Origin of the sequence: Mucilaginibacter lappiensis (genome assembly GCF_900155965.1) — a bacterium.
GTDB lineage: Bacteria > Bacteroidota > Bacteroidia > Sphingobacteriales > Sphingobacteriaceae > Mucilaginibacter > Mucilaginibacter lappiensis.
Genome location: NZ_FTMG01000006.1, coordinates 165,197 through 191,182, shown reverse-complemented (window position 1 = coordinate 191,182; position 25,986 = coordinate 165,197). Strand labels below are relative to the sequence as shown.

Annotated in this window: 25 protein-coding genes; 19 read left to right on the top strand and 6 right to left on the bottom strand. The window is 41.5% G+C overall.

Annotated elements, in window-relative coordinates; all coding sequences use genetic code 11:
• The first annotated feature begins 140 nt into the window (after positions 1 to 140).
• Positions 141 to 857, top strand: coding sequence for a hypothetical protein (locus BW976_RS13745; protein WP_076373875.1), 717 nt, complete (start codon positions 141 to 143; stop codon positions 855 to 857).
• Between the two features lie 129 nt (positions 858 to 986).
• Entirely contained in the window at positions 987 to 1,547 is a 561-nt protein-coding gene (locus BW976_RS13740) for a hypothetical protein (protein WP_076373874.1), read from the top strand.
• Between the two features lie 444 nt (positions 1,548 to 1,991).
• On the opposite strand, the gene rsmA is transcribed toward BW976_RS13740, so the two are convergent.
• A complete protein-coding gene (gene rsmA / locus BW976_RS13735) occupies positions 1,992 to 2,780 on the bottom strand; it encodes a 16S rRNA (adenine(1518)-N(6)/adenine(1519)-N(6))-dimethyltransferase RsmA (RefSeq protein WP_076373873.1) in 789 nt (262 codons plus the stop codon).
• 231 nt (positions 2,781 to 3,011) lie between these two features.
• Here rsmA and pdxA point away from each other — a divergent pair, with 231 nt between their 5' ends.
• From pdxA to BW976_RS13655, 16 genes are all read left to right on the top strand, one after another.
• The gene (gene pdxA / locus BW976_RS13730; RefSeq protein WP_076374002.1) at positions 3,012 to 4,067 is read left to right on the top strand and encodes a 4-hydroxythreonine-4-phosphate dehydrogenase PdxA; all 1,056 of its coding nucleotides are present in this window, start codon (positions 3,012 to 3,014) and stop codon (positions 4,065 to 4,067) included.
• Positions 4,068 to 4,149: 82 nt separating this feature from the next.
• A complete protein-coding gene (locus BW976_RS13725; protein ID WP_076373872.1) occupies positions 4,150 to 5,334 on the top strand; it encodes a heparan-alpha-glucosaminide N-acetyltransferase domain-containing protein in 1,185 nt (394 codons plus the stop codon).
• Between the two features lie 75 nt (positions 5,335 to 5,409).
• Entirely contained in the window at positions 5,410 to 6,282 is an 873-nt protein-coding gene (locus BW976_RS13720; RefSeq protein WP_076373871.1) for a hypothetical protein, read from the top strand.
• Positions 6,283 to 6,544: 262 nt separating this feature from the next.
• Positions 6,545 to 7,069 carry a YceD family protein gene (locus tag BW976_RS13715; RefSeq protein WP_076373870.1) on the top strand — a complete coding sequence of 175 codons (525 nt, stop codon included), beginning with the start codon at positions 6,545 to 6,547 and terminating at the stop codon, positions 7,067 to 7,069.
• Between the two features lie 14 nt (positions 7,070 to 7,083).
• Complete coding sequence (gene rpmF, locus BW976_RS13710) at positions 7,084 to 7,275, top strand: 50S ribosomal protein L32 (protein WP_076373869.1); 192 nt, start codon at positions 7,084 to 7,086, stop codon at positions 7,273 to 7,275.
• A gap of 16 nt (positions 7,276 to 7,291) precedes the next feature.
• The gene (plsX, locus tag BW976_RS13705; protein WP_076373868.1) at positions 7,292 to 8,230 is read left to right on the top strand and encodes a phosphate acyltransferase PlsX; all 939 of its coding nucleotides are present in this window, start codon (positions 7,292 to 7,294) and stop codon (positions 8,228 to 8,230) included.
• A gap of 11 nt (positions 8,231 to 8,241) precedes the next feature.
• Positions 8,242 to 9,231 carry a beta-ketoacyl-ACP synthase III gene (locus tag BW976_RS13700; RefSeq protein WP_076373867.1) on the top strand — a complete coding sequence of 330 codons (990 nt, stop codon included), beginning with the start codon at positions 8,242 to 8,244 and terminating at the stop codon, positions 9,229 to 9,231.
• Positions 9,232 to 9,406: 175 nt separating this feature from the next.
• Positions 9,407 to 9,880 carry an acetyl-CoA carboxylase biotin carboxyl carrier protein gene (gene accB / locus BW976_RS13695; protein ID WP_076373866.1) on the top strand — a complete coding sequence of 158 codons (474 nt, stop codon included), beginning with the start codon at positions 9,407 to 9,409 and terminating at the stop codon, positions 9,878 to 9,880.
• Between the two features lie 139 nt (positions 9,881 to 10,019).
• A complete protein-coding gene (gene accC, locus BW976_RS13690; RefSeq protein WP_076373865.1) occupies positions 10,020 to 11,354 on the top strand; it encodes an acetyl-CoA carboxylase biotin carboxylase subunit in 1,335 nt (444 codons plus the stop codon).
• 72 nt (positions 11,355 to 11,426) lie between these two features.
• Positions 11,427 to 12,290 (top strand): twin-arginine translocase subunit TatC, encoded by an 864-nt coding sequence (gene tatC / locus BW976_RS13685; protein ID WP_076373864.1) that lies wholly within the window; start codon positions 11,427 to 11,429, stop codon positions 12,288 to 12,290.
• A 316-nt stretch (positions 12,291 to 12,606) separates the two neighbouring features.
• Positions 12,607 to 13,041, top strand: coding sequence for a ribose 5-phosphate isomerase B (gene rpiB / locus BW976_RS13680; RefSeq protein WP_076373863.1), 435 nt, complete (start codon positions 12,607 to 12,609; stop codon positions 13,039 to 13,041).
• Between the two features lie 48 nt (positions 13,042 to 13,089).
• Positions 13,090 to 14,649, top strand: a complete 1,560-nt coding sequence (locus BW976_RS13675; RefSeq protein WP_076373862.1) for a M28 family peptidase — start codon at positions 13,090 to 13,092, stop codon at positions 14,647 to 14,649.
• Positions 14,650 to 14,781: 132 nt separating this feature from the next.
• Positions 14,782 to 16,173 (top strand): LutB/LldF family L-lactate oxidation iron-sulfur protein, encoded by a 1,392-nt coding sequence (locus BW976_RS13670; protein ID WP_076374001.1) that lies wholly within the window; start codon positions 14,782 to 14,784, stop codon positions 16,171 to 16,173.
• 24 nt (positions 16,174 to 16,197) lie between these two features.
• The gene (locus tag BW976_RS13665; protein ID WP_076373861.1) at positions 16,198 to 16,743 is read left to right on the top strand and encodes a dihydrofolate reductase family protein; all 546 of its coding nucleotides are present in this window, start codon (positions 16,198 to 16,200) and stop codon (positions 16,741 to 16,743) included.
• A 218-nt stretch (positions 16,744 to 16,961) separates the two neighbouring features.
• Positions 16,962 to 17,945 carry a pyruvate dehydrogenase complex E1 component subunit beta gene (locus BW976_RS13660; RefSeq protein WP_076373860.1) on the top strand — a complete coding sequence of 328 codons (984 nt, stop codon included), beginning with the start codon at positions 16,962 to 16,964 and terminating at the stop codon, positions 17,943 to 17,945.
• A 549-nt stretch (positions 17,946 to 18,494) separates the two neighbouring features.
• On the top strand, positions 18,495 to 18,995 hold the full coding sequence (locus tag BW976_RS13655) for a hypothetical protein (RefSeq protein WP_076373859.1): 501 nt from the start codon (positions 18,495 to 18,497) through the stop codon (positions 18,993 to 18,995).
• 107 nt (positions 18,996 to 19,102) lie between these two features.
• Here the strand turns inward: BW976_RS13655 and BW976_RS13650 are convergent, their stop codons facing one another.
• Positions 19,103 to 19,756: a metal-dependent transcriptional regulator gene (locus BW976_RS13650; protein ID WP_076373858.1), complete on the bottom strand. Its 654-nt coding sequence runs from the start codon at positions 19,754 to 19,756 to the stop codon at positions 19,103 to 19,105.
• Positions 19,757 to 19,880: 124 nt separating this feature from the next.
• On the opposite strand from BW976_RS13650, the gene BW976_RS13645 reads away from it, so the two are divergent.
• Positions 19,881 to 22,346: a TonB-dependent receptor gene (locus BW976_RS13645; protein ID WP_076373857.1), complete on the top strand. Its 2,466-nt coding sequence runs from the start codon at positions 19,881 to 19,883 to the stop codon at positions 22,344 to 22,346.
• 62 nt (positions 22,347 to 22,408) lie between these two features.
• On the opposite strand, the gene BW976_RS13640 is transcribed toward BW976_RS13645, so the two are convergent.
• From BW976_RS13640 to BW976_RS13625, 4 genes are all read right to left on the bottom strand, one after another.
• Positions 22,409 to 23,056: a hypothetical protein gene (locus BW976_RS13640; RefSeq protein WP_076373856.1), complete on the bottom strand. Its 648-nt coding sequence runs from the start codon at positions 23,054 to 23,056 to the stop codon at positions 22,409 to 22,411.
• A 229-nt stretch (positions 23,057 to 23,285) separates the two neighbouring features.
• Positions 23,286 to 23,786 carry a hypothetical protein gene (locus tag BW976_RS13635; RefSeq protein ID WP_076374000.1) on the bottom strand — a complete coding sequence of 167 codons (501 nt, stop codon included), beginning with the start codon at positions 23,784 to 23,786 and terminating at the stop codon, positions 23,286 to 23,288.
• A gap of 122 nt (positions 23,787 to 23,908) precedes the next feature.
• Positions 23,909 to 25,663 carry a S41 family peptidase gene (locus BW976_RS13630; protein WP_076373855.1) on the bottom strand — a complete coding sequence of 585 codons (1,755 nt, stop codon included), beginning with the start codon at positions 25,661 to 25,663 and terminating at the stop codon, positions 23,909 to 23,911.
• Positions 25,664 to 25,716: 53 nt separating this feature from the next.
• Positions 25,717 to 25,932, bottom strand: coding sequence for a hypothetical protein (locus BW976_RS13625; protein WP_076373854.1), 216 nt, complete (start codon positions 25,930 to 25,932; stop codon positions 25,717 to 25,719).
• Positions 25,933 to 25,986: the final 54 nt, after the last annotated feature.

Genomic DNA, 25,986 nt, shown 5'->3' with positions numbered 1-25,986 from the left:
AATATATTTTAGGGTTTGAACACTTTATTTTCGCAATGACGCTGTTTTTTAAAGACTTTGCCCACTCTTTATACTTGCGCAGATTGTGGGAGTCGTTTCGCCCGCATTTAAATATATTTGTTTAGCAACAAATCTCAATTATGGAAAACTTACAGAAACAAATGAAGGCGTTAAAAATATACTCAGGTATTTTAACCATGCTGGTATTGGCATTAATAGTAACAGCGTTCAGACAGAACAATAGCGACAACGAACATTTTAAACATATCACCGCCGAACGTATCGATATTGTTGATGCTAATGGCCAGATCCGTATGGCCATCAGTAATCACGACCGTCAGCACCCGGGAACCCTCGGGGGTAAAGAGCTACCCAAACGTGACCGCCCTGCCGGTATGATATTTTTTAATGATGATGGCGACGAATGCGGCGGACTGGTGTACGATGGCAACAAAAAGGGCGCCGGTATGGTTTATTCTATTGATCAATACCTGAACGATCAGATCATGCAGTTACAATATAATCAGTATAACGAGGGTAAAACCATGCAACGCAGCTATGGCTTTAAACTGTGGGATAAATACGATAATTATCCCTCAACCAAGGTAATGGCCAATATAGATTCGCTGAAGAAACTAAAGGATACAGCAGCCTACAATGCCGGCATCAAAAAGCTACAGCAACCGGGAGTAATAACCGCCGAGCGGCTTTTTGTAGGCAAAAACACCAAAGGCGAGGTAGGCTTGTTTTTGCGGGATGATAAAGGCAAGCCCCGGCTGAAAATTTATATCAATTCCCAAAACCAGCCGGTTATAGAAACGCTGAATGACAAAGGCGAAGTAATAACATCCAAATAATAGTCTGCCATTTTGCATGCCTTTATAAATTGGCACGGGAATGGCTTTATAAGTCTAAAGTCCTGAGTATTAAATAGGGAGTTTTTTTACTTATAGCTCCATACTCCCAACTTAAAAGTAATTACAGACATGAAATTAATCAAAATAAAAAAACTGGGCGCTGATATAAAACACCAGGCCGAAAAATTGGCCGATAGTGGCTTTAAACAGATATTTGTCCATATAGATCAGCTCAAGATAAAGAAAGGTGTAGATACCATGGGGTTGGATAAGTTTATAAACCAATGCGCACTTATGGCAGCCGGTTCGGGTGCTGTAGCCGGTAGTGGCGGTATGATTACGCTGATAGCAGGTATGCCCATTGACTTTGCTAACCTTATTACCCAGCAGTTCAGGGTAACCATGGCTGTTATGTATTATAATAAGGGCAGTTACCAAATTGAATTTAATGATTTTATGGGTCTGGTTGCCACTTCGTTAAGAGTGGAGGCTGGCGTAGCCATATCCAAAACCATGATGGAGGGCATTGCCGAAAAATTCCTGATGGTACTGGGCACCCGCACCGCCGAAAGAATGATACCTGTGGTAGGCGCTGTAATTGGAGGTACTGCCAATTACCTGTTCATTAAACGCATGGGCGAAATGGTTAAAAAAATGCAAGATAACCCGGTAGTGATCCCCATTGACTAATCCGCTAAAGGGGGAACATATACTGCTATAAAATTAAAGAAAGATACTCCGTAGGGGTAAAACCTTTGTAGTCAACAAAAGATAAGTATCTCGCATGCCATAGGTATGCCACTCAAGGTATAATGCTTACAGTATTGTTCATTTGATAATCCGCCAAAATTTTGGTATATTTATAAAAACGGCAGGCCGGTTTCCTAATAAAAAGGAAACCGGCCTGTTTAGTTAAGAGCAAACCAGGCCAAAAACCGACGCGTTTGGCGCGTAGTTATTTTAATATCAATATATTAGTACTTTTTAAAGTTTTAAAAACACGTTAAAATCGTAGCAGAATTTGTTAAAAAGTGTTAAAATGGAGATTTTCCGAGCGTTTTTAAGCCGTTTTTGCCCCAATTTCGATACGAAAAGTGTTAAAATCTAAGGTTTAAAAAGTTTTTGGATAAATTTTTATTGGGGACTTCTGCCAGCCGCTACTTCGTTGGTGAGTTTTACAAAATCGGCAACGGTGAGGCGTTCGGCCCGTAGGTCGAGGGTCGCATTACCGGTCATTTGTTCTTTGTTGATCAATGATGATATGGCATTACGCAGGGTTTTGCGGCGCTGGTTAAAACCCGCCTTTACAATTTGCCAAAACAGCTTCTCGTCGCAATCCAGCCCCTCCGCACTATTCCGCGTCAGCCTGATCACTGCCGAAAGTACCTTGGGTGGCGGGTTAAACACACCGGCTTTTACGGTAAATAAGTACTCAACCTTGTAATAGGCCTGTAAAAATACACTTAGGATGCCATATTCCTTGCTACCTGCTTTGGCGGCGCAGCGTTCGGCCACTTCCTTCTGGAACATGCCCACTACCTCAACCACCTGCTGGCGGTTGTCGAGCACTTTAAATAATATCTGGGAGGATATATTATAGGGGAAATTACCAATAATAGCCAGCGACCCGTTAAATACGCCTTTAAAATCCATCTCCAGAAAGTCGGCATTAATGAGGCGATTGCCCAGCTGGGGGTATTTTTTTTGCAGATACTGATATGATTCCTCATCAATATCTATGAGGGATGTTTCATACTCCGGTTTCTGCAATAAAAAGTCGGACAGGATACCCATACCCGGGCCAACTTCCAATACGTGGTTGTAACGGCCATCGGGTTTCAGGCTGTCCACAATTTTGGCCGCGATATTTTTATCTGTAAGAAAATGTTGCCCTAAATGTTTTTTTGCCCTTACCAACGTCATTATTAATCAAATATTTGAGCAAATTAAGGCATATTTGTGCTTTATTCGGGAACTATAAGCTTAAAATCTTTTATTTGCAGTAAAAAAACGAAGTAAAAGGCGAAAGGTTAAGGGCAAAAGGGAAGGTCTGAGCCACGAATTATTAACGAAAATAATCACAGATCATCATCAGTGAAATCATCCCAAAATCGATGAAATCAATGAATGATCCGTGTAATCATACATAATAACATGAGCGAAAAAATTAAAGTAGGGATAAGCATAGGTGATGTAAATGGCATTGGATTAGAAATAATTATCAAAACACTGGCGGATGCCCGCATTTACGATTATTGTACCCCCATTGTTTACGGGCATACCAAGGTTGCCTCGTTTCACCGCCGTGCAACCCAGGTTAATGAGCTTAATTTTCATGTTATTAACGATCCGTCACAATCGCAACCCAAAAAACCCAACATGATCAATTGCTGGGAAGAAGATGTGAAAATTGAAATGGGCCAGGTTACTGAGGCCGGTGGCAAATACGCCTTTATCTCTTTGGAGCGTGCAACTTTTGACCTGAAAGAGGGTTATATCGATGCCCTGATCACAGCACCTATCAATAAAGACAACATACAAAGCGATCAGTTTAATTTTCCGGGTCATACGGAATATTTACAACAGCGCGATGGCGCGGCCGAATCGCTGATGTTTCTGGTGAGCGATACCCTGCGGGTTGGCGTTGTAACCGGACATATCCCTATCAGTAAAGTATCAGAAAGCATTACCGGCGAAAAAATACTGGCTAAGCTTAAGCTGATGAACCAAAGCCTGCAAAATGATTTCTGGATACGCAAACCAAAAATCGCGGTGCTGGGTCTTAACCCCCATGCCAGTGATAACGGCCTGATCGGCAGCGAGGAAAAAGAAGTGATCATACCGGCCATTGAAGAGGCCCGCAATAATGACATCATGGCCTTTGGCCCATACTCGGCCGATGGTTTTTTTGCCAACGGAACTTATTTACAATTTGACGCTGTACTGGCCATGTATCATGACCAGGGACTTATTCCTTTTAAGCAAATAGCTTTTGAATCGGGAGTTAATTTTACCGCTGGTTTAAACTTCGTTCGCACTTCGCCCGATCATGGTACCGCTTATGACATAGCCGGTAAGAATCAGGCTTCGGAAATCTCCTTCCGCGAGGCGCTGTTTACGGCTATACATATTGTGAAACATCGCCGTGAAACCCTGGAGCTAAATGAAAATCCATTGGTATTTACCAAACTGAGCCGCGACAGAGATTAAATATCCGGTCTGTAATAATAATGTTTCAATTTAATTAACGTTAGATTAAAACATTTGCTTAGTTATCGCATTTACCACTTTAATGAATGATTTTTTTAGTCGAGTCCGGTCCATTGACGCTTTTCGTGCGGTAACCATGTTCCTGATGATATTTGTGAATGACCTCGACGGTATTCCAAATACACCAAACTGGCTCAAACATGCTGGCGAAAACGTTGATGCTTTAGGCTTAGCCGATACTATTTTCCCTGCGTTTTTATTTATCGTAGGTTTATCCATACCATTTGCGTTTCAAAACAGGTTAAAGAGCGGCGATTATAAACAGTTGTGGCGCATCATGAGCCGCTCGTTCGCATTGGTGTTCATTGGCTTTTACCACGCCAATATGGAAACCTATAATGAGGTTACTACACTGCTGCCCAAGCCCGTTTGGGAAAGCCTGGTTACATTTAGCTTCTTCTTTATCTTTTTAGATTACGGTAAAGACACCTCCAAGCTTAAGCGGTACATTTTACAAGGTTTTGGCATTGCGTTGCTCCTGGCCATGTCCATCCTCTATAAAACCAGCGATCCGGGGCATACCTGGCTGCATTTTACGTGGTGGGGCATCCTGGGACTGATTGGCTGGGCATACCTACTTTGTGCGCTGATATACTATTACTCAGGCGGATATTTATGGATCCAGGCAGCGGCATGGATATTCTTCATGTTCTTTAACATCGATTTTCACTTTGGCTTCCTCAACTTCCTGGCTCCCCTGCAAAAATATGTATGGATAGCCGGCAACGGGGCCATGCAGGCCTTTACCATGTCGGGCGTGTTTGTATCCGTACTCTATATGCGGCTTAAAGCTAATAATGAGCTTAAACTATTATGGGCTGCCCTGTTCATGATCGCTATCATCATGTTTAACATGGGCTTTATTGTACGGTACTTTAGTGGTGGTATTTCCAAAGCACGTGATACCCCTTCATGGGTGCTCATTTGTACAGGCATTAGCTTAGTGATGTATGCTATTTTTATTTACGTGGTTGATTTTAAACATAAATATAGTTGGTTCAAGATCATTGAGCCGGCCGGTACCAATACATTTACCTGTTATATTGTACCTTTTTTGTTTTACCCCATATATGAAATGAGCAACCTGGGCTACCCTGAATACCTAAACCAGGGAACCGGCGGATTAATCAAATGTATCTTATTTGCATTTGTAATGGTTTGGCTAACCGGCTTGTTGGATAAGATCAATATCCGGCTGAAAATATAGCTTAAGGCTTAAAGTCAAAGGCCCAAATCATAAAGCAAATACAGCTTTTAGCATTAGGCTTCTTATCTTAGTTATATGTACTTCATCACCAAAAATAAAATAGCCGATTATATTGCGCAACATCTCGAGGCTAAAACCGCTTTTTTAACCTGGATTAAAGAATTTCCTTACTCACAAGGCAAAAGTTTGTTTAAAGATCATAAAAATCAACCTATTGATTATATACTTAACGGATGGTTTGATTTAGGTCGAGGCGATTATTCAGTCGAATTTAAATTTAATCCATGGCTTAAAATCGGGTATATTGTTTGGCTTGGCGCTAAGGCAGCCCTTGTTGAACACCAGGAAAGAGAGTTTGAAAAGCTGAAGGCTAAATACCCTGACTCGCAGCGAAAAGTGTTTACCACCACTATTCGAATCGAAGCCCCAGAATTTTCGGAACCATCCGTAAATACAGAAGATGGTAACCTTTATGAGTCGGGCGAATCCGATGAAACTGTTTCCGTAGGTATACCTGTTGATCTTACCAATGTTCATTTGGGTAATGCTCCGGAAATATTTCCATCTAAAATTGAAGATCATATAGTTAGTGAGTTTGATCTCCAAACTAAAACCGAATATGAAAATGCCTTGGATAGGGCGATCGCCCTATTTGAATCGAAGCCGGATACACCTGAATTTGGTGAACCATCTTTATTGCTACCACTCATCTGGCATTACGAAGCCACAAATATTGAGTTGCCCCGGCTTGCTCTTTTAGATGTGATTAAACTTAAAATGGAAATGTTCGAAATGAATCCGTCTCACCTAACATTTATTGTTGGCAGTGACGAAGAAGTAAGCCTGTTTCTTACAGGTAAAAACACCCTATCAGAAAAAAAACTTCAGGCCATTTGCGATCTGCTTTACATACTCATCCCACTCAATGATAAAAGCCTGATCAAGTAAAAACAATCCCGATTTAACCCATAAATACTGGCTCAATAAAACATCAAAAAAGGCGTGCTTGACCCCAATATCGCCTATCGATTTTCAAATACCGAAATGGTATTTGGTTTATATTATGCCCTGTTTCTGATAATTAGCATTGTAGATTACAATATTATCTTTACCTTTAACCATTGGTGTTTTACCAGGCCTACAAGCAAATTAAAAAAACAGTTTCCAGTTATGGTATTTTTCCCTACATTTGCGGGCTAATTGTTGCTCATTGAAATCGCTTAGAACATATTCGATTCCTTTTACAGGGCTTAAACTGGGAAAACACCAGTTTGAATTCACTGTTGACGATGCTTTTTTTGACGAGTTTGACTACTCGCTTGTAAAAAAGGCTAATCTGCAGTGCCAGGTAGAATTGGATAAACAGGAAACCATGCTGATCTTGGATTTTCATATCAGCGGAACTGTTAATGCCACCTGCGACAGGTGTCTGGCTGAATATCCGCAGCCATTGGATATAACCGAACAACAGATCGCCAAGTTTAGCGACGAGGTGATTGATGAAGATGATGAGATCATCACCCTGAATAAAAATGATCATGAGATCAATGTAGCAGGGTTGATATATGAATATATAAACGTTGCCATGCCATTTATATCGGTATGCGGCGATGAGGGTAACACCTCTTATTGTGATAAAGAGATGCTCGAAAAGTTAAATAACCTTTCGGGAAATGAAGGACAAAATGAGCAGACAGACCCACGGTGGGATGTTCTCAGGAAAATAAATAAATAACAAATAACAGGATCATGCCACATCCAAAACGTAAAATATCCAAATCAAGAAGAGATAAGCGTAGAACACACTACAAAGCTGAAGCTCCAACTTTAACTACCTGCCAAACTACAGGTGCCGTGCATTTACCGCACAGAGCTTATACTGTTGATGGTAATGTTTACTACAACGGTAAATTACTGATAGAGAAAGCAGCAGTAGCATAAGTTTAATTTTCTGAAAATGAAGATTGGCTTAGATATTATGGGCGGTGATTTTGCTCCCAAAGCAGCCGTTTTAGGGGCAATCGAAGCTTATAAGGCTTTATCTGCCGACCAAAAACTGGTGCTCATTGGCGATAAAGAAATTGCTGCCACTATTCTTCAGGAAAACAATATGAGCCCCGATCATTTTGAGTTTGTACACACAACCGAAGTGATAGGTATGGGCGAGCATCCTACAAAAGCGATTGTTCAAAAACCGGATTCAAGTATTTCGGTGGGCTTTCAATTGCTTAAGGAGGGACAAATACAGGCTTTTTCATCGGCTGGTAATACCGGCGCCATGCTTGTTGGTGCCATGTTCAGCGTAAAAACTATTCCCGGCGTTATTCGCCCGGCTATGACCACTATTGTACCCAAACTTAAAGGAGGTTTGGGTATTTTGTTGGATGTAGGTGCCAATGCCGATTGTAAGCCAGATGTTCTGGTGCAGTTTGGTGTGTTGGGTAGCTTACTCGCACAGTCGGTATATGATATAGCCAATCCGCGTGTGGCGTTAATGAACATTGGCGAAGAAGAAGAAAAAGGTAATATTCTAAGTCAGGCAACTTACCCTCTAATGAAAGAAACATCCCTGTTTAACTTTGTAGGTAACGTTGAAGGACGCGATCTGTTTAGTGAAACTGCCGATGTGTATGTATGTGATGGCTTTACCGGTAACGTCATATTAAAGCTGGCCGAATCGTTTTATGTGATAACACGAAAAAAACAGCTTAAAGATGAGTTTTTTGACCGGTTCAATTATGAGCAATACGGTGGCAGCCCTATTCTGGGTGTAAATGCACCGGTAGTTGTGGGCCATGGCATCTCGAGTCCAGAAGCTATCAAAAACATGATCCTTTTATCAAAAAACATGATTGAGAGCAAATTGGTGGACAAAATTAAACTAGCTTTTCAGTAAAAAGATAAAAGATGAGTAAAATTCATGCTGCTATTACTGCTGTACATGGTTACGTTCCCGACTATATCCTAACCAACCAGGAGCTTGAAACACTGGTTGATACCAACGATGAGTGGATTGTAAGCCGTACTGGCATTAAAGAGCGCCGTATACTTAAAGGCGAGGGCTTGGGTACATCTGATATGGCAGTTCCCGCGGTTAATGGCTTGTTAAAAAAACGAGGTATAAGTGCCGAGGAAATTGACCTTGTTATTTTTTGCACAACTACGCCCGATATGCCATTTCCGGCAACAGCAAACATCCTGGCCAACAAAATTGGTGCAGTGAACGCATGGGGTTTTGACCTTCAGGCCGCCTGTTCCGGGTTTATATTTGGCCTTACCACAGGTGCCCAGTTTATTGAAAATGGTAAACATAAAAAGGTATTGGTAGTTGGCGGCGATAAAATGTCGTCGATAATAAATTACGAGGACCGCGCTACCTGCATTATTTTTGGTGATGGTTGCGGCGCAGTATTGCTTGAACCTAATACCGACGGCTATGGCATTATGGATTCTATCCTGAAAAGCGATGGCGCGGGTGCACAATATTTACATCAAAAAGCCGGAGGTTCTGTAAAACCTGCAACGCATGAAACCGTAGAGGCCCGTGAGCATTTTGCTTATCAGGAAGGCCCTGCAGTATTTAAGTTTGCGGTAACCAACATGGCCGATGTAGCCCATGAAGTAATGGAGCGCAATGCTCTTAGTGCTGATGATGTGGCCTGGTTGGTACCTCATCAGGCCAATAAGCGGATCATTGACGCTACCGCCAGCCGCACCGGTTTAAGTGCCGATAAAGTGATCATCAATATTGAACGTTATGGTAACACTACTAATGGAACAATTCCATTATGTTTGTGGGAGTGGGAGAGCAAGTTTAAAAAAGGTGATAATCTTATTTTAGCGGCATTTGGAGGTGGATTTACCTGGGGTTCTATTTATTTAAAATGGGCTTATTAACTGTACAGGTCACAAAAATAAAACATCTGTTCATTTTAATATGTTACTAAATTTATAGCTAAATCATAAAAAACATTTGCACATTTGCAGTCTGCTTATTTGCATATTGCCAGTTTGCACATTATCATATTAACTTAGATAATAAACTTTATCCAAAACCACTCAATCCCAAAGTATGGATATTAAACAAATTCAGGACCTTATTCGTTTTGTTTCAAAATCAGGCGTAAACGAAGTGTCAATTGAGCAAAAAGATTTTAAGATTACCATAAAAACCAACGAGGTACAACCACAGGTTATTCATGCAAGTATCCCGGCGCAAACTGCCCCGGTAGCATTACCGGTTGCTCCAGTTGCAGCAGCAGAGCCTGCGGCTCCGGTTGCTCCGGCAGCGGCGGATACCTCCAAGTATCTTACTATCAAATCTCCAATGATCGGCACTTTTTACCGTTCGGCCAGTCCTGACAAGCCGTTATTTGTAAATGTTGGCGATGAGATAAAAACAGGTACTGTTGTTTGCATCATCGAAGCCATGAAACTTTTTAACGAGATCGAGTCTGAAATTTCAGGACGTATCGTCAAAGTATTGGTTGACAATGCATCTCCCGTTGAATACGATCAACCTTTATTTTTAGTAGAACCTATTTAGTAGATGTGCAGATATGCGGATTTCAGATGTGCAGATGATCAGTTTTAATTCATCTGCACATTTATAATTTGCGCATCTGCATATCTGTAATTTATCATCTGCATATTTGCACATTTGTAATCTGCACATTTAAAAAAAGATGTTTAAAAAAATATTAATAGCTAACCGGGGTGAAATTGCCTTACGCATTATCCGTACCTGCAAAGAGATGGGTATAAAAACCGTAGCTGTATATTCAACCGCCGACCGTGATAGTCTTCATGTACGTTTTGCTGACGAAGCTGTTTGCATAGGTCCGCCTCCAAGTCGCGATTCTTACTTAAGTATTCCTAATATCATTTCGGCAGCCGAACTTACCAATGCGGATGCGATACATCCGGGCTACGGATTTTTGTCTGAGAATGCTAAATTTTCGGCCATCTGTGCCGATTATGGTATCAAATTTATTGGTGCAACTGCCGATCAGATCAATAAAATGGGCGATAAGGCCTCGGCAAAAGAAACCATGAAAAAAGCCGGCGTACCTATTGTTCCAGGATCAGAAGGTTTACTTACCGATGTAAAACAAGGCATCGCCATATCCAATAAAATTGGTTACCCGGTTATATTAAAAGCGACTGCCGGTGGTGGTGGCCGTGGTATGCGTATTGTTTGGAAAGACGAAGAGTTCGAGAACGCCTGGGATTCGGCCCGTGCTGAGTCGGGTGCTGCTTTTGGCAATGACGGACTTTACCTGGAAAAATATGTACAGGATCCGCGCCACATCGAAATACAGGTAGTGGGCGATCAATATGGTAAAGTATGTCACCTTTCTGAGCGTGACTGTTCTATCCAGCGCCGTCACCAGAAACTGGTTGAGGAGTCGCCATCTCCGTTCATGACCGAAAAACTGCGTAAAAAAATGGGCGATGCAGCTATAAAAGGCGCCAAAGCCGTTAAATATGAAGGTGCCGGTACCGTAGAGTTTTTGGTTGATAAAGACCGTAATTTCTACTTTATGGAAATGAACACCCGTATACAGGTAGAGCATCCGGTTACCGAAGAAGTAATCAACTTTGATCTTATTAAAGAGCAAATCAAAGTTGCTGCAGGTATACCTATTTCTGGCAAAAACTACGAGCCAACCATGCATGCTATCGAGTGCCGTATTAACGCCGAAGATCCGTTTAATGGTTTCCGTCCCTCACCTGGTAAAATCACCAATTTCCATTCACCAGGAGGTCATGGCGTGCGTATAGATACACATGTGTACACCGGTTATGTGATCCCGCCAAACTATGACTCAATGATAGCGAAGGTGATCTGCGTGGCGCAAACCCGTGATGAAGCATTGAGTACCATGGAGAGAGCTTTAAGTGAATTTGTGATAGAAGGTGTAAAAACAACTATACCATTCCACCTTAAATTATTGCAGGATCCTAACTTCCGTGCCGGTAATTTCACCACCAAGTTTATGGAAACCTTTGAATTTTAAAATAAATTCAAACTATCTTCATATAATTAAACGTACTTAGCACAATAGCGTTTTTACAGCGGTATTTAAACCATGAGCGATAACAAACTAATTAAGGCCATAAAAGAAAAAGGAAAAACGATGGAGGCAGAAATGTCCTTCTTCGGTCACTTAGAAGCACTTAGATGGCACTTAGTAAGAGCATCAATAGCTATTGTAATATTTACCGCTGTAGTATTTTATTATTACGACTGGATTTTTGCTCATGTTATCATGGCCCCCAGCAAGCCCACTTTCTGGACCTATCGTATGCTGTGCGATCTTGGCGCGGCTTTGCATCGCTCGGGTTTTTGTATTGATAAGATCAATATACATCTCATCAATACCGAAATGGCCGGCCAGTTTACCCTCCAGATCAATTCGGCTCTTATCATAGGTGTTACCCTGGGTATTCCTTATCTCATTTGGGAAATATGGCGCTTTATAAAGCCAGCCCTACATGAAAAGGAACGTAAGGCCGCAACAGGTTTTGTTTTTTATGCTTGTTTGCTGTTCTTTTTGGGTATTATGTTTGGGTATTATGTTATTACGCCTATGTCTATCAATTTTTTGTCGGGCTATACAGTAAGTACTCAGATTCAGAACTTATTCTCGATCGATTCTTACATATCATCTGTTGCCACCTTAACCCTGGCCACTGGTGTGGTATTTCAGTTACCCATTTTGGTTTACATATTAGCAAACCTGGGCATTTTAACGCCTAAATTTATGCGCGAAACACGCAGGTATGCTATTGTGATCATCCTGATCATCGCGGCTGTGGTAACCCCAACACCTGATATGTTAACCATGACCGTTGTAAGTATCCCGCTGTTTGTACTTTATGAAGTAAGTATTATAGTAGCTGGCCTGGTTGAAAAAAGAAAACGGAAACGCCACGAAGAGGTAATGTCATAAAACAGATATACACATGATTTATAAAAAAGCTGTCTCTTCGGACGGCTTTTTTTAGTTAATAACATGGTTAACATAAATTCGTCATTTTATGACATTAATTTATATAACTATTTGATTGATAAATATATACGTGCATGTTAACCATAAAAAGTGTAAACCATGTAAACCCACTTTTTAAGCAAATGGTCTGGCTTTTAAGGATCGGGCCCAGACCCATGGCGTCTTTATAGGCAGCTACCCACATATGTGAAATTTGCACATTTGTACAGCTAAATAATTTGCACATTTGTATATTAACTTAACACTTATTTAACTGATGAAAGAAGGGCTAAAGATTGCCATTGGTGCCGACCATGCCGGCTTTGATTATAAACAGGCTTTGCTGGAAACTGTACCCGCCGCCGAGTTAAAAGATTTCGGCACCTACTCTAATGCCTCGGCAGATTACCCCGACTTCGCTCACCCCGTTGCCTCGGCAGTTGAAAGCGGTGAATTTGACCTGGGAATACTGGTTTGCGGCAGTGCTAACGGTGTGGCTATTACCGCCAATAAACATCAGGGCATTCGCGCAGCCATCTGCTGGACAGTTGAACTCGCCGAACTGGCCCGTAAGCATAATAATGCCAATATTGTATGCATCCCCGCACGCTTTATCAGTATTGATGAAGCCGAAAAAATTGTAGCTGCATTTCTAAGTACAGAATTTGAAGGCGGTCGCCATGCAACACGCGTAGGTAAAATTGCGTGCTGAAGAAGCCGGAGGCAGAAATTATTCCATGAACATAACTAACCTATAAACATGAAAAAAATATATCTATGGGCCATTTCATCGGTATTTGCTTTAAATGCCTGTGCCCAGCAAAATCCAACCGTTATCAAGTACGCCAAACTGATCACTGCTGATGATGCCAAAAAGCATCTGAGTATTATAGCATCCGATGCATTTGAAGGCCGCGAAACCGGCAAGCCCGGCGCCGAGAAAGCGGCAAACTATATTGCTGCCGAATTTAAAAGATTGGGCCTGCAAGCCCCCGTAAACGGGTCTTATTTTCTGGATGTGCCGCTGGTTGAAAGCAAGCTACATGTAAGCACCTTTACCGTAAACGGAAAACCATTTGTTTTTAACCAGGATTTTTTTGTTAATGGCATTTATGCTGATAAAAACCTGAATGTTCATGATATAGTATTTATAGGTTATGGTACCGAAAGCGAAATAGCCAACACCGATCTGACTGGTAAAATATTACTATGGATAAATGAGGATAGACCAGAAGCGGGTACAAAACCTAATATAAGTGGTCGCTTTAGTGCTATACGTAACAAGATATTGGCTGATCTGCAAAGTAAAAAACCTGCGCTTATATTGGCCACAAATGCCGATGTGCCAATGGTTTTAAAACGTTACAGCAAAAGTGTTACAGGTCCGCGTTTAGGCATTAAAAAGGAAGATACAGGTAATGCTGCTGTATTTATGATTGATATACCTGTTGCTAATGAGTTTTTAAAAACAATCGGAAAAACTTATGATGAGCTAAAAACGGCTGCTGCAGGCACTATAATACCTGCGACTACAGTTAAAGCCGATGTAGTGATCAGTTATATTACCGAAAAGAAACCAGTAAAAGCAGTTGATGTATTGGGCTACATGCCGGGTACAGATCTTAAAGATGAGGTATTAGTATTTTCGGCGCACTATGACCATATTGGCTTAAACCCTGATCCTAATGCCAAAGACAAAGTAAATAACGGTGCCGATGATGACGGTTCTGGTACTACCGGGATATTGGAAATTGCCCGTGCATTTTCACAAGCAAAAAAAGATGGCCATGGACCTCGCCGTAGTATCCTGTTTTTGGGTAACGTTGGTGAAGAAAAAGGCTTGCTGGGATCTGAGTATTATTCTGAGCATCCAGTTTTTCCGCTAGCTAACACCATTACCGATCTCAACATTGATATGATTGGTCGTGTAGGTTATGACTACATTGGTAAACCAGACTCGGCCAATTATGTATACGCAATCGGCTCGGCCATGCTGAGTAAAGAACTGCATGAAATTGGAGAGAATGCCAATAACACTTATACTAAGTTGCACTTAGATTATAAATATGACGACCCAAATGATCCTAACAGATTTTACTATCGCAGCGATCATTACAATTTTGCCAAACACGGTGTTCCTATTATTTTCTACTTCAACGGTGTTCACTCCGATTATCACGCACCTGGCGATGAGGTAAGTAAAATTAACTTTCCGTTGCTGGTTAAGCGAGCGCAACTGGTGTTTTATACTGGTTGGGATTTAGCGAACCGTGATAAACGCCCTTTTGTAGACGGCAAGATATCTGAAGAAGTAAGATAAATTATTTCGAGTAATCGATTTTATAAGATTTAAAATGTAGAGACGCATATTTGCGTCTCTTTTTTGTTTCCTGCAGATATTCAGATGGCGCAAAATATGCGTCTCAACAAAAAAAACCTTATTTTCGCATATATGGGAAGCACAGCGGAAGAGTTTTTAGTAGCCTCTGAAGAGAAGGCCTTTGATGTTGATCACCGCCGTATTATCAATAATAACATTGATAAATACAGCACCGCTGTGGAACGAGGCCTCTCCCGTATTACTAACCTTGACAATGCCAAACGTAAGGGGCATGTGATTAAATGGAAGGTAATGGAAAACCTGGATAAGTTTTTACCAGAGTTTGAAGCCAATTTCCAAAAACGTGGGGGCAAAGTAATCTGGGCCAATGATGCCGAAGAAGCCAATCGTGAGATCTTGAGCATTATTCGCAAAGCTAACGCCAAAACTGTCGTCAAATCAAAATCAATGGTTACCGAGGAAATTCACTTAAATGAGTTCCTGGAAAGTAACCATATTGAGTCATTAGAAACCGACCTGGGCGAATACATTGTGCAACTCCTGGGGCAAAAGCCTTACCATATCGTTACCCCGGCTATGCACCTCAGTAAAGAGGATATAGCCAAACTGTTTCACGAACGTTTCGGCACCCCTGTTGATGCCACCCCGGAACAACTTACCCTTAAAGCACGTGAATTACTGCGCGAGAAATATCTGCAAGCCGATATCGGTATCACGGGCGCCAACTTTTTACTGGCTGATACAGGCAGTATAGCTATTAGCGAAAACGAAGGGAACGCTCGCCTGTGTACCACCTTTCCTAAAATACACATTGCAATCGTTGGTATCGAAAAGCTTATACCATCTATTACCGATCTCGATCTGTTCTGGCCTATGCTATCAACCCATGGCACCGGGCAAAATCTTACGGTTTATAACACTATTTTAAGCGGCCCGCGCCAACCAAATGAAACCGATGGCCCAGATGAAATGTATGTGATATTATTGGATAACGGTCGCACCAATCTTTTAGCTCAGAAAGAGCAGCGTCAGGGTTTATACTGCATCCGCTGTGGTGCTTGTTTAAACGTTTGTCCTATTTACAAAAATATCGGCGGCCACACTTATAATACTACTTATAGCGGCCCTATTGGCTCTATTATTACACCACATACCAGAGGGATGGATGAGTTTAAACACTTAAGCTACGCCTCCAGCTTATGTGGTAGATGCACCGAAGTTTGCCCCGTTAAGATCGACATTCATAAAATGCTACTGCTTAATCGCCGTGATGCGGTAAAGGAGCATCTTGTTACCACTAAAGAACGCTGGGGCTGGGCCATCTGGACGAAGGGCATGCTTAAACGCAAGCTTACCGACTTTTTTGGCGGCAAAATGAAAAATTTTCTGCTTAAAACTTTCTTTAAAAAGACATGGGGACATCTGCGTGATATGCCCAATGTGGCCGAAAAATCGTTCAGCAAACAATGGCAGGAAAAAAACCGTGTTGTGGAAGACGAATAAATCTGTATAACATCTAAAACTACCATGCGAAAAATAATTTTGAACCTGGCCTTGAGCCTCGATGGATATATTGAAGGCCCTAATGGCGAGTATGATTGGTGTTTTACCGATCAGGATTATGGTATGACCGAATTTTTAGGTAATACCGATGCCATATTTCTTGGCCGCAAAAGTTACGAGATGCTCATGAGCGCAAGCCCTGAGGTATTCTCGGCGATTAAAATGTACGTTTTCTCTAATACCTTAAAGAATGTGGGTGACAATGCCGAAATTATTACTGAGGCAGATTTTAAAACCCGGATAGAAGAGATCAGGCACCAGCCCGGCGCAAATATTTGGTTGTTTGGAGGGGCAGAATTGGTATCGGCATTTCTAGTCAATAACATGATCAATGAGTTATTAATATCCGTTCATCCCGTAATTTTAGGTGGGGGTAAACCGCTTTTTATCAATATAAAAGAACGTATAGATCTAACACTAATCAGTAGTGAACAATTCAGCAGCGGCTTGGTACAACTTAAATACACCCTCAAACCCAAGTTTGATATGAGTATGCTGGATAATATGTAAAAATCAAAACCTCAAAAGGATTGCATTTAGTGTCTTAAATACCGCTGGCAAGGTTTTTCAATGATGGAAATTTCATTGGTACAAGGTTTATTTATCCAATGTGCTGATTTTTGTAAAATATATGCGGTAAAACCTTATCTGCACTTGCTTAGGGATTGCATTTTACACATTAGTGTTTATATTTGCGGTCGCAAAAAACATCATTTTATATAAATATAATGAGAGAAATACAGTTCAGAGAAGCGCTAAGAGAGGCCATGGTCGAAGAAATGCGCAACGACGATAAAATATACCTGATGGGTGAAGAGGTTGCCGAATATAATGGCGCCTACAAGGTAAGCCAGGCTATGCTGGATGAATTTGGTGCCAAACGCGTTATTGATACGCCCATCTCTGAATTAGGCTTTGCCGGTATCGGCATTGGCTCTGCCATGAATGGATTGCGCCCGATCATCGAGTTTATGACCTTTAACTTTTCGTTAGTAGCTATTGACCAGATCATCAACGGTGCAGCCAAAATCATGTCTATGAGCGGGGGCCAATTCTCGGTTCCAATCGTTTTCCGCGGCCCAACCGGTAATGCGGGTATGCTAAGCTCACAGCACAGCCAGTGTTTTGAAAACTGGTATGCCAACTGCCCGGGTTTAAAAGTGGTAGTACCATCAAACCCTTACGATGCTAAAGGTTTATTAAAATCAGCTATCATTGATCCGGATCCGGTTATTTTCATGGAGTCTGAGTTAATGTATGGCGATAAAGGCGAAGTTCCAGAAGAAACTTATTATATACCCTTAGGTAAAGCAAAAGTTGTTAAAGAAGGCTCTGACGTTACTTTAGTAGGCTTTGGCAAGATCATGAAAGTGGTTATTGCCGCAGCTGCCGAACTGGAAAAAGAAGGTATTCATGCTGAAGTGATCGACCTGCGTACTGTACGTCCTATCGATTACGCTACTGTTATTGAATCGGTTAAAAAAACAAACCGTTTAGTGATCATTGAAGAAAGCTGGCCTTTGGGCTCCATAGCTACCGAGGTTGCCTTTAAAGTTCAGAAAGACGCGTTTGATTATCTTGATGCACCTATATTACGCATTATGGGTGGCGACGTACCCCTGCCTTATGCACCAACTCTGATCCAGGAATACCTGCCAAATCCTGAACGTGTGATTAAAGCAGTTAAAGAGGTAATGTACGTTACTAAATAATAACGTTATACAATATTATATAAAGCCTGCTCCCTGTAGCAGGCTTTTTTATTGGCATACAATTTAAAAGATGGGTAAGTGTAATTTCTGAAAAGGCACGCCATTTTATTAAAAAAGTGGGTTTACATGGTTTACACTTTTCACGGTTAATATTGAGTTAATTTACTTATTGTCAATAAATTAACTCAAATGCACCCCAAAATAGTGTAAACCATGATTCTGGCTAAATTTAAGCTACCTCAGGCTCCCACCCAGCCTGTGGTGATCATGGCTTCAGCTTTCAGCTGAAAGTACTTAAGCTGGAAGCTTTAACCATGCCACCCACGAGATACGCTGCGCTAATCTCGCGGTAGCGAAGACTAAGATGTTGCATAATGATTTTGATGTTGGAAATTCAAGATTTATTGTTCGATATTATCTTTCTTATCCAAGCACCGGGTTCGGGCAACCTTATTTCACCATGTTTCCTAACAATAAATTTACCATCATTTTACCGTGAAGAGGAACTGGTATAATTTAATTGCTTATTTTAGCTAATAAATCATCAGTATGCGATACTTCAATCCAAAGGCATTAAAGTCAATATTTCTATTAGCAATAGCTTTTATTATTTGTAACAGCACAAATGCGCAAGCCCAGGCGGCGGCTACAACTACAAAAGCGCCCACCATCAATGCTACCGGGGCAACTGCCTACATTGATAAGTTTTTTAAAACGTATGAAAAAGATGGTACTTCAAGGGCTATCATCAACATTTTTAAAACTAATCCACTGGTTGATTCAACCAGTTTGAGAGGGTTAATTGCCAAAATTGATACTACCCGGGCTTTAATTGGCCTATACATCGGAAAGGAATTGATTGTGCAACGCAAGGCATCAAACAGCCTGATATTGTACAGTTACCTGGTAAAACACCAGAACCAACCGGTACGTTTCACCTTTATGTTTTACAAACCCAAAAACGATTGGTTAATATACCGCTTGTATTTTGACGATCAGGTTGATAATGAACTGGAAGAATCGGCCAAGATAAACGGGAAAACACCGTAAGCGAGCTTAAAGAAGAAAGCTAAAGGCCTAAAGCATCTTCTGCTTTAGGCCTTTTTTTTATCATTGCTTATATAGCTTTAGGCTTTGTACTTTGAGCTTTCAGCTCTTCAGTCCACCAAAATATTTTCGCCAAATTTTTGTGATACAGTAGTATTTTCTTTGTCATTAATGCTGATCACCAACGAATTATCGTAAGTTATTTTTTCCAGTAGCTTGATGTTGGTACCTATGCCAATATCCAATTTTTGCAGGTACTGTAAAAACGAACTGCTGGTATCTTTTACAGCGGCTACCCGGCAATTAGTTCCTATTTTCAGATCGGCTAAGGTTACCGAATAAGGTTTCGGAACCTTACCGTTTGCTTTTGGTATAGGGTCGCCATGGGGATCATATTCCGGGAAACCGAGAAACTTATCCAGCCTGTCGGCCAGTGTAGCATCGCTGATGTGTTCCAGTTCTTCGGCAATATCATGAATCTCATCCCAATGATACCCCAGTTTTTCTAACAAAAACACTTCCCAAAGCCGGTGACGACGAACAATCAACACCGCGTCTTTTAAACCAACAGGAGTTAGTTTAACGCCTTTTTTCTTGTCGTACTCTATCAACTGCTTGTCGGTCAGCTTGCGTATCATATCCACAACAGATGCCGGGTTGTTTTTCAACGATTCGGCAATGGCTGTAGGCGTTATCTTAAAATTAGATTGCTGGCTAAGCCGGTAAATTGATTTTAGGTAATTCTCTTCTGATAATGTGTACATCCACCTTTATGATTACACACAAACATAGCTAAAAACATTTCGTTTATTATAAAATTAGTTAAGACTAATTTTATATATTTTATTAATCAAATAAATTAAATATGTTTGCATAAATTTAAACTATATGCGAGCACTACTTTTACTTTTTATATTATTGATAACTAATCAACTTTTTGCCCAAAACGGAGTTTTAAAAGGGCATGTTACCGCCAATAATGAACCTTTGTCTTATGCTTCAGTAAGCATTAAGGGGCTTGGGAAAGGCGTAAGTACCAATACCAAGGGCTATTTCGAGATCAAGAACATTCCTCCCGGCACCTATGGTATCACTTTTACCAGCATCGGTTATGAAGCCGACACCGTCAGTATCACCATTAACAACAATGAACCGGTTATAAAAAATGTGAGCCTGAAAGAAAAACCATCTAAGCTCAATGAAGTGGTGGTAACAGGGGTATCGCGAGCTACACAACTACGAAGCAACCCCGTGCCCATAACGGTAATGAGCAAAAAAGAGATCGAGCAGCATGTCAATAACAATATCATTGATGCTATTATCAAAGGTGTACCAGGTGTAAGCGCGGTTACCACCGGGCCCAATATTTCCAAACCTTTTATTCGAGGCCTGGGTTACAACCGTGTTTTGACTTTATACGATGGTATACGCCAGGAAGGCCAGCAATGGGGCGACGAACATGGTATCGAGATAGATCAATACGGTATCGGTCGTGCTGAAGTGGTAAAGGGCCCTGCCAGTTTAACTTATGGCTCCGATGCGCTGGCCGGTGTTATCAACCTCATCCCATACATCCCCAGTGGCGACGATGGCAAGCTCAATGGCGATTTCATAACCGATTATCATACCAACAACGGCATGATCGGCACTTCCGTGGGCTTATCCTACAAACAGAACAACTGGAAATACGCTTTTCGGGCTACCGCCAAAGCGGCACATGATTATCAAAATAAGATCGATGGTTTTGTTTATAATACCGGTTTCCGGGAGTTTAACTTATCCGGCATTGCCCGGGTCGATAAATCATGGGGCTATTCACAAATTGGCGCTACACTATATGATAACCGCCAGGAAATACCCGATGGCAGTCGCGATTCGCTTAGTCGCCGTTTTACCAAGCAGATCTATGAGGCAGGGCAAGACGATATCAAAAACCGTCCTGTAGTTTCCAACGATGAATTGCGTTCTTATGCCATAACACCTTTACATCAGCGTATACAGCATTACAGGGTATACAATACCAACTCTTTTAAAACCGGCGATGGCAGTATCAACACATCATTGGGCTTTCAACAAAGTATCCGCAGGGAATATGACCATCCTACTATTCCGGAGCAGGCCGGCTTATATGTGGTACTGAATACCGTTAATTATGATGTGCGGTATAACCTGCCCAGTTTAGGTGGTGTTGAAACGACGGCGGGTATCAATGGTATGTATCAAACTAACCGTAGTAAGGCTGCAACCGATTTTCCGATACCCGATTATAATTTGTTTGATGCCGGAGGCTTCCTGTTCGCTAAAAGGAGCTTTGGCCGAATCGATATTTCCGGTGGTTTAAGGTATGATACCAGGCACATTACCTGGAACAACTTTTATGTGGGCACCGATGCACAAACCGGGTTTGGTAAGCAAGTACATCTGCCTGATACAGCGGGCGCCAGTCTACAGTTTCCTGCCTTTAAACATAATTACCGGGGCTTTTCGGGTAGTTTAGGTCTTACCTATAATATCAGCGATCGCCTGCTGCTCAAAGCTAATATTGCCAGAGGCTATCGGGCACCAAACATTACCGAAATTGGTTCAAACGGGCTTGATCCTGGTGCGCACATTGTTTACCTGGGTAACCGCAGTTTCAACCCCGAATTTAGTTTGCAGGAAGATCTTGGTTTTATTGCTTATCTGCCCGATATGGACATCATTGCCGAAGTATTCAACAATAATATCAACAACTATATTTACCAGGCCAAATTGAATGATGCCAACGGTAATCCTGTTATTATTGTACCGGGAAACAGCACCTATCAATACCAGCAATCAAAAGCCCGGCTTTATGGTGCCGAACTTACCCTCAACCTGCATCCGCAAAGCATCAAGTGGCTGGCATTTGACAACAGCATATCCTATGTAACCGGGATAAACAAAAATCAGCCATTGATAGATAAATATGGCGAAGCAGCAAAGTACCTTCCCTTTATACCTCCGTTGCATACCCGGTCGGCATTAAGAGCAACATTGCCTGGAACTTATGGTGTATTTAATAAACTAAACGCCCGCATTGAGGCTGATGGCTATACTAACCAGAACCATTTTTATGCGCTGGATAATACCGAAACGTTTACTAAAGGATATACCCTGTTTAACGCGGGCCTGGGTTTTACCATTAAAGCCGAAAAAGCTAAATCTTCCTTTTATGAGTTTTTTATCCAGGGAGATAATTTATTTGATACCGCGTACCAGGCTAATTTGAACCGATTAAAGTATTTTGAATATTATAAATCATCGCCTAATGGGCATACTGGTATTTATAATATGGGGCGAAATATAAGCTTTAAGGTTATTTTACATTTTTGATCAAAGCTCAAAAACGGGCTCTCTATCATAGAAAGCCCGTTTTTTATCCTAAATATTTTTAGTTAATGGTGTCCATGTTCTCCACCATGGCCGCCGCCATGATCTCCTCCGGGACCGCGTCCACCGCCATGGTTTCCATGATCTCCGCCGTGATTTCCGCGATCACCTCCCCAGTTACCACGTCCGCCGCCACGATTACCACCCCAATTACCGTTTCCACGATTACCACCGCGGTTGCCCCAATGGTTGCCGTTATTATAGTGTGGACGTGCATAAGCTGTTCTGCGGGCATAATTACCACGCCAGTAGTTGGCATAATGTGCATCCCGGCTGTTACGGATGATCACCTGGTCGTGACGGCCACGGAAACCAGCGTAATGATCCCTGTAATACCCGTGCCTTAACCATGGGTTACGATCATTGATCACCACTTTATAACCGTTATATAGGTTATAGTGACGATAGCGTACCGGCAAATAGGCGCGGTGTACCCATATATTGTTATCAAAATATACATATTGATGGGTAGGCACATCGTAATAAGTATCAATATCGGGCATGTAATAATAGTTGGCATAATTGTAACCCACAGGGCCCCAGGCCGGCTGGCTGCCGATATTCACTCCCAAACTTACACTTACCTGGGCACTGGCATTTTTGACTGTAAAGCAGCTTAATAGTATAACTGCCGACAAAATGAGCTTTTTCATTTTTTAATGTTTTTTAAGTGGTTGATAAGTTATCGTGGTAAAACTTCATTTAACTGAATTAGCAGGCCACGATCACTTATTATAACATTGTTTGTAATGTATGACACTCGTTAGCACAAAAAGTTTAAATTTTTCATTTCGGACTTTTCTGCATCTAAACCAATATCATAAAAAACGAGCCCACCCATCATGGCAGACTCGTTCCGTATATAAAATTTAACAACAATAATTAATTCCTGTGTCCGTCACCGCGGTGATCATCGTCGCGGTGATCATCTCTAACGGTTTTGTGATCCACAACCCTGCGGCTATTTCCGCGGTCGCCTCTCCAATGATTTGTGTACTTAACCTCTTTGCTGTCGCGGATGACAGTTTGATCGCGACGGCCCCTGTAGCTTGAATACTTCTGCCTGATCACATCATTGTGAACCCATGGAGTGCGCTGATTCACAACTACTTTGTAGCTGTGATAAACATCATAATTGCCATAACGAGGTGGCAGAGCGGCACCACGTACCCATGCGTTATTGTTCATATAAACATACTGATGGGCATTCACATCATAATATGAATCGATATCGGGCAGGTAATAATAATCAGCATGATCATAGCCTGTAGGGCCCCATTCTGGCTGACTGCCTATATTTATACTTAAACTTATTTGAGCACTGGCTATTTTTACTGATAAGCAGCTTAGCAGTATAATCGCAGTTAAAATGATCTTTTTCATTTGTTTTTGTGTGTTGGTTGTATGTATGACAACCAGCTTAAACAAAAGTTTAGCTAACGCCTGTATTGCGGAGTAACTAATCGGTTACAAATGTGTAATGAATTGATATGCAGAAAGTTAGTCTATTGGTCGTCGTCCGAGTCCTTATCCGAAGTCTTTTTTCCGGTCATGGCCAGCACGGGTTTTCCAATCACTTTGTAGTTGCCTTCACCTTTTAATATCGACGCTAACTGGGCCTTATCCTGCATGGTTTTTACCGCTTGGGCCAGCTCTTTATCGTATTTAAAATTGGTTTCGTAACGGCCCCGTTCAAAATAATAGCGGGAAGCTATTTCATTTTCAAGCACCTGTTTTATTTCGGCTTTGTGCTGTTGCAGGTCGTTCTTTTTGCTGGTCAGCAGTTTTGACTTTAAAATATCGTATTCGCTCTGAATATCATTAAACTGCTTCTCTTTGGTGGCTTCTGTTTTCAAACTGCTCAGTACTTTTTCTGCAGTAGTAGTATAGCTGTAATTTTTACCGGCCAGGTATTTTACAAAATCACCGTAGTCAGCATCCGATAGGCTGAACTCTTTTGGCTCGGCTATTTTAGCATGTGCATCGCGGTAAACGGTAGCGTAATCAAATATTAGCAGTTTGCCTACCAAGGCCTGGGTTACATTGGCAAATTTTTCCTGTTTGATAAAAATATCAGGGTAAATGCCACTGCCGTCAAAAACCGACCGGCCATTTTTTGTTTTAAACTCATGGATCAGCGAATCGGCTACTTTTACCACGCTGCCGTCATCCTTACGATGCGTATAATCAAGCGCCTGTATGCAACGACCCGATGGTACATAATATTTGGCGATGGTTATTTTAACCAGGCTATTATAAGGGAGGTTAAACGTTTGCTGTACCAGGCCTTTACCGTAACTGCGTTGCCCTATAATGATAGCGCGATCAAGATCCTGTAAGGAGCCCGCTACAATTTCTGAGGCTGAAGCTGAATGACTATTTACCAATACCACCAAAGGCAAATTAGGCTCTAATGGTGTATTAACCGTGCTATAGGTAAAGTTTTTATCCTTGATCTTCCCTTTTTGCGATACTACCTCTACATCTTTTTGTACAAACAGGTTGACGATTTTTACCGCTTCCTGCAGTATACCGCCACCGTTTGAGCGCAGATCCAATATGATACCGTTAGGATTGCTCTTTTTTAGTGTTACCAGCGCGTTGGTTACCTCGGCGGCTGAATTTTCCAGGAATTTATCCAGTTTGATATAGCCCATGTTACCGTCAACCATACCAAAATAGGATACGTTGGGTTGTTTGATCTCATCGCGGATCAGGTTCTTTTCAAAAGATTGTGGTGTATTATCGCGTTTGAGGAGTAATTTGATAGGCGCTCCTTTTGAACCTTTCAGTAGCAGGCTTACCTGGTCGTTATTTTTTCCTGTAAGATCAATGTCATTTATTTTCAGGATCTGGTCGCCGGGGTGTATATCGGCCTTCTGAGCAGGAAAACCCGAGAAAACATCAGACACATATACCTTGCCGTTGCGTGCAAAAATGCTGGAGCCGATGCCCCCGTACTGGGTACTTACATAATGCATCTTATAATCTTCTATTTCCGATTCGGGAACAAATTCGGTGTAGGGATCGAGCCCGTCGAGCATGGCATCAACACCTGTTTTTACCAGTTTAGCCGAATTGATGTCATCTACGTAGTTGATATTCACCTCTTTATAAACAGAGGCAAAAACATCCAGGTTTTTCGATATCTGGAACAGGTCGTCATTAAAAGCCAGCCCACCGCCTGCCAGCAATACTATACCGGCAACTAAACCTATCTTTTTGTATCTTTTATTGATCGCCATACCCAGTTTCTTCATTAAGCCTATAAAAATACAAAAAAGCTTATTGTTTTTTACAAATCAGGCCTTATTTACAGCCGGTTATTGTCAATATTTACCAAAGCCTTTTTCAAAGTGAACACTACATACTTCCTGTCACGGTTCACCAGATCCATTAATTTGGTTATCAGGCTTTCTTCCTGGCCTTCGGCGTATTGTAATTGCTCGTCGGTAAGGTGGTTATATTTGCGTTGTACTTTTATTTTGATGCGCTCCCAATCTTTGTTGGTGATACTGATCTCAGCCATGACTAATTATTTTCAGCAAAAATATAAAAAATACACGGCAGCTGAATTTAAAAT

Bases quoted from the DNA above. Each gene is read 5' to 3' on its own strand.
- BW976_RS13745 (WP_076373875.1), top strand. From the start codon at position 141: ATGGAAAACTTACAGAAACAAATGAAGGCGTTAAAAATATACTCAGGT.
- BW976_RS13740 (WP_076373874.1), top strand. From the start codon at position 987: ATGAAATTAATCAAAATAAAAAAACTGGGCGCTGATATAAAACACCAG.
- rsmA (WP_076373873.1), bottom strand. From the start codon at position 2,780: ATGACGTTGGTAAGGGCAAAAAAACATTTAGGGCAACATTTTCTTACA.
- pdxA (WP_076374002.1), top strand. From the start codon at position 3,012: ATGAGCGAAAAAATTAAAGTAGGGATAAGCATAGGTGATGTAAATGGC.
- BW976_RS13725 (WP_076373872.1), top strand. From the start codon at position 4,150: ATGAATGATTTTTTTAGTCGAGTCCGGTCCATTGACGCTTTTCGTGCG.
- BW976_RS13720 (WP_076373871.1), top strand. From the start codon at position 5,410: ATGTACTTCATCACCAAAAATAAAATAGCCGATTATATTGCGCAACAT.
- rpmF (WP_076373869.1), top strand. From the start codon at position 7,084: ATGCCACATCCAAAACGTAAAATATCCAAATCAAGAAGAGATAAGCGT.
- plsX (WP_076373868.1), top strand. From the start codon at position 7,292: ATGAAGATTGGCTTAGATATTATGGGCGGTGATTTTGCTCCCAAAGCA.
- BW976_RS13700 (WP_076373867.1), top strand. From the start codon at position 8,242: ATGAGTAAAATTCATGCTGCTATTACTGCTGTACATGGTTACGTTCCC.
- accB (WP_076373866.1), top strand. From the start codon at position 9,407: ATGGATATTAAACAAATTCAGGACCTTATTCGTTTTGTTTCAAAATCA.
- accC (WP_076373865.1), top strand. From the start codon at position 10,020: ATGTTTAAAAAAATATTAATAGCTAACCGGGGTGAAATTGCCTTACGC.
- tatC (WP_076373864.1), top strand. From the start codon at position 11,427: ATGAGCGATAACAAACTAATTAAGGCCATAAAAGAAAAAGGAAAAACG.
- rpiB (WP_076373863.1), top strand. From the start codon at position 12,607: ATGAAAGAAGGGCTAAAGATTGCCATTGGTGCCGACCATGCCGGCTTT.
- BW976_RS13675 (WP_076373862.1), top strand. From the start codon at position 13,090: ATGAAAAAAATATATCTATGGGCCATTTCATCGGTATTTGCTTTAAAT.
- BW976_RS13670 (WP_076374001.1), top strand. From the start codon at position 14,782: ATGGGAAGCACAGCGGAAGAGTTTTTAGTAGCCTCTGAAGAGAAGGCC.
- BW976_RS13665 (WP_076373861.1), top strand. From the start codon at position 16,198: ATGCGAAAAATAATTTTGAACCTGGCCTTGAGCCTCGATGGATATATT.
- BW976_RS13660 (WP_076373860.1), top strand. From the start codon at position 16,962: ATGAGAGAAATACAGTTCAGAGAAGCGCTAAGAGAGGCCATGGTCGAA.
- BW976_RS13655 (WP_076373859.1), top strand. From the start codon at position 18,495: ATGCGATACTTCAATCCAAAGGCATTAAAGTCAATATTTCTATTAGCA.
- BW976_RS13650 (WP_076373858.1), bottom strand. From the start codon at position 19,756: ATGTACACATTATCAGAAGAGAATTACCTAAAATCAATTTACCGGCTT.
- BW976_RS13645 (WP_076373857.1), top strand. From the start codon at position 19,881: ATGCGAGCACTACTTTTACTTTTTATATTATTGATAACTAATCAACTT.
- BW976_RS13640 (WP_076373856.1), bottom strand. From the start codon at position 23,056: ATGAAAAAGCTCATTTTGTCGGCAGTTATACTATTAAGCTGCTTTACA.
- BW976_RS13635 (WP_076374000.1), bottom strand. From the start codon at position 23,786: ATGAAAAAGATCATTTTAACTGCGATTATACTGCTAAGCTGCTTATCA.
- BW976_RS13630 (WP_076373855.1), bottom strand. From the start codon at position 25,663: ATGAAGAAACTGGGTATGGCGATCAATAAAAGATACAAAAAGATAGGT.
- BW976_RS13625 (WP_076373854.1), bottom strand. From the start codon at position 25,932: ATGGCTGAGATCAGTATCACCAACAAAGATTGGGAGCGCATCAAAATA.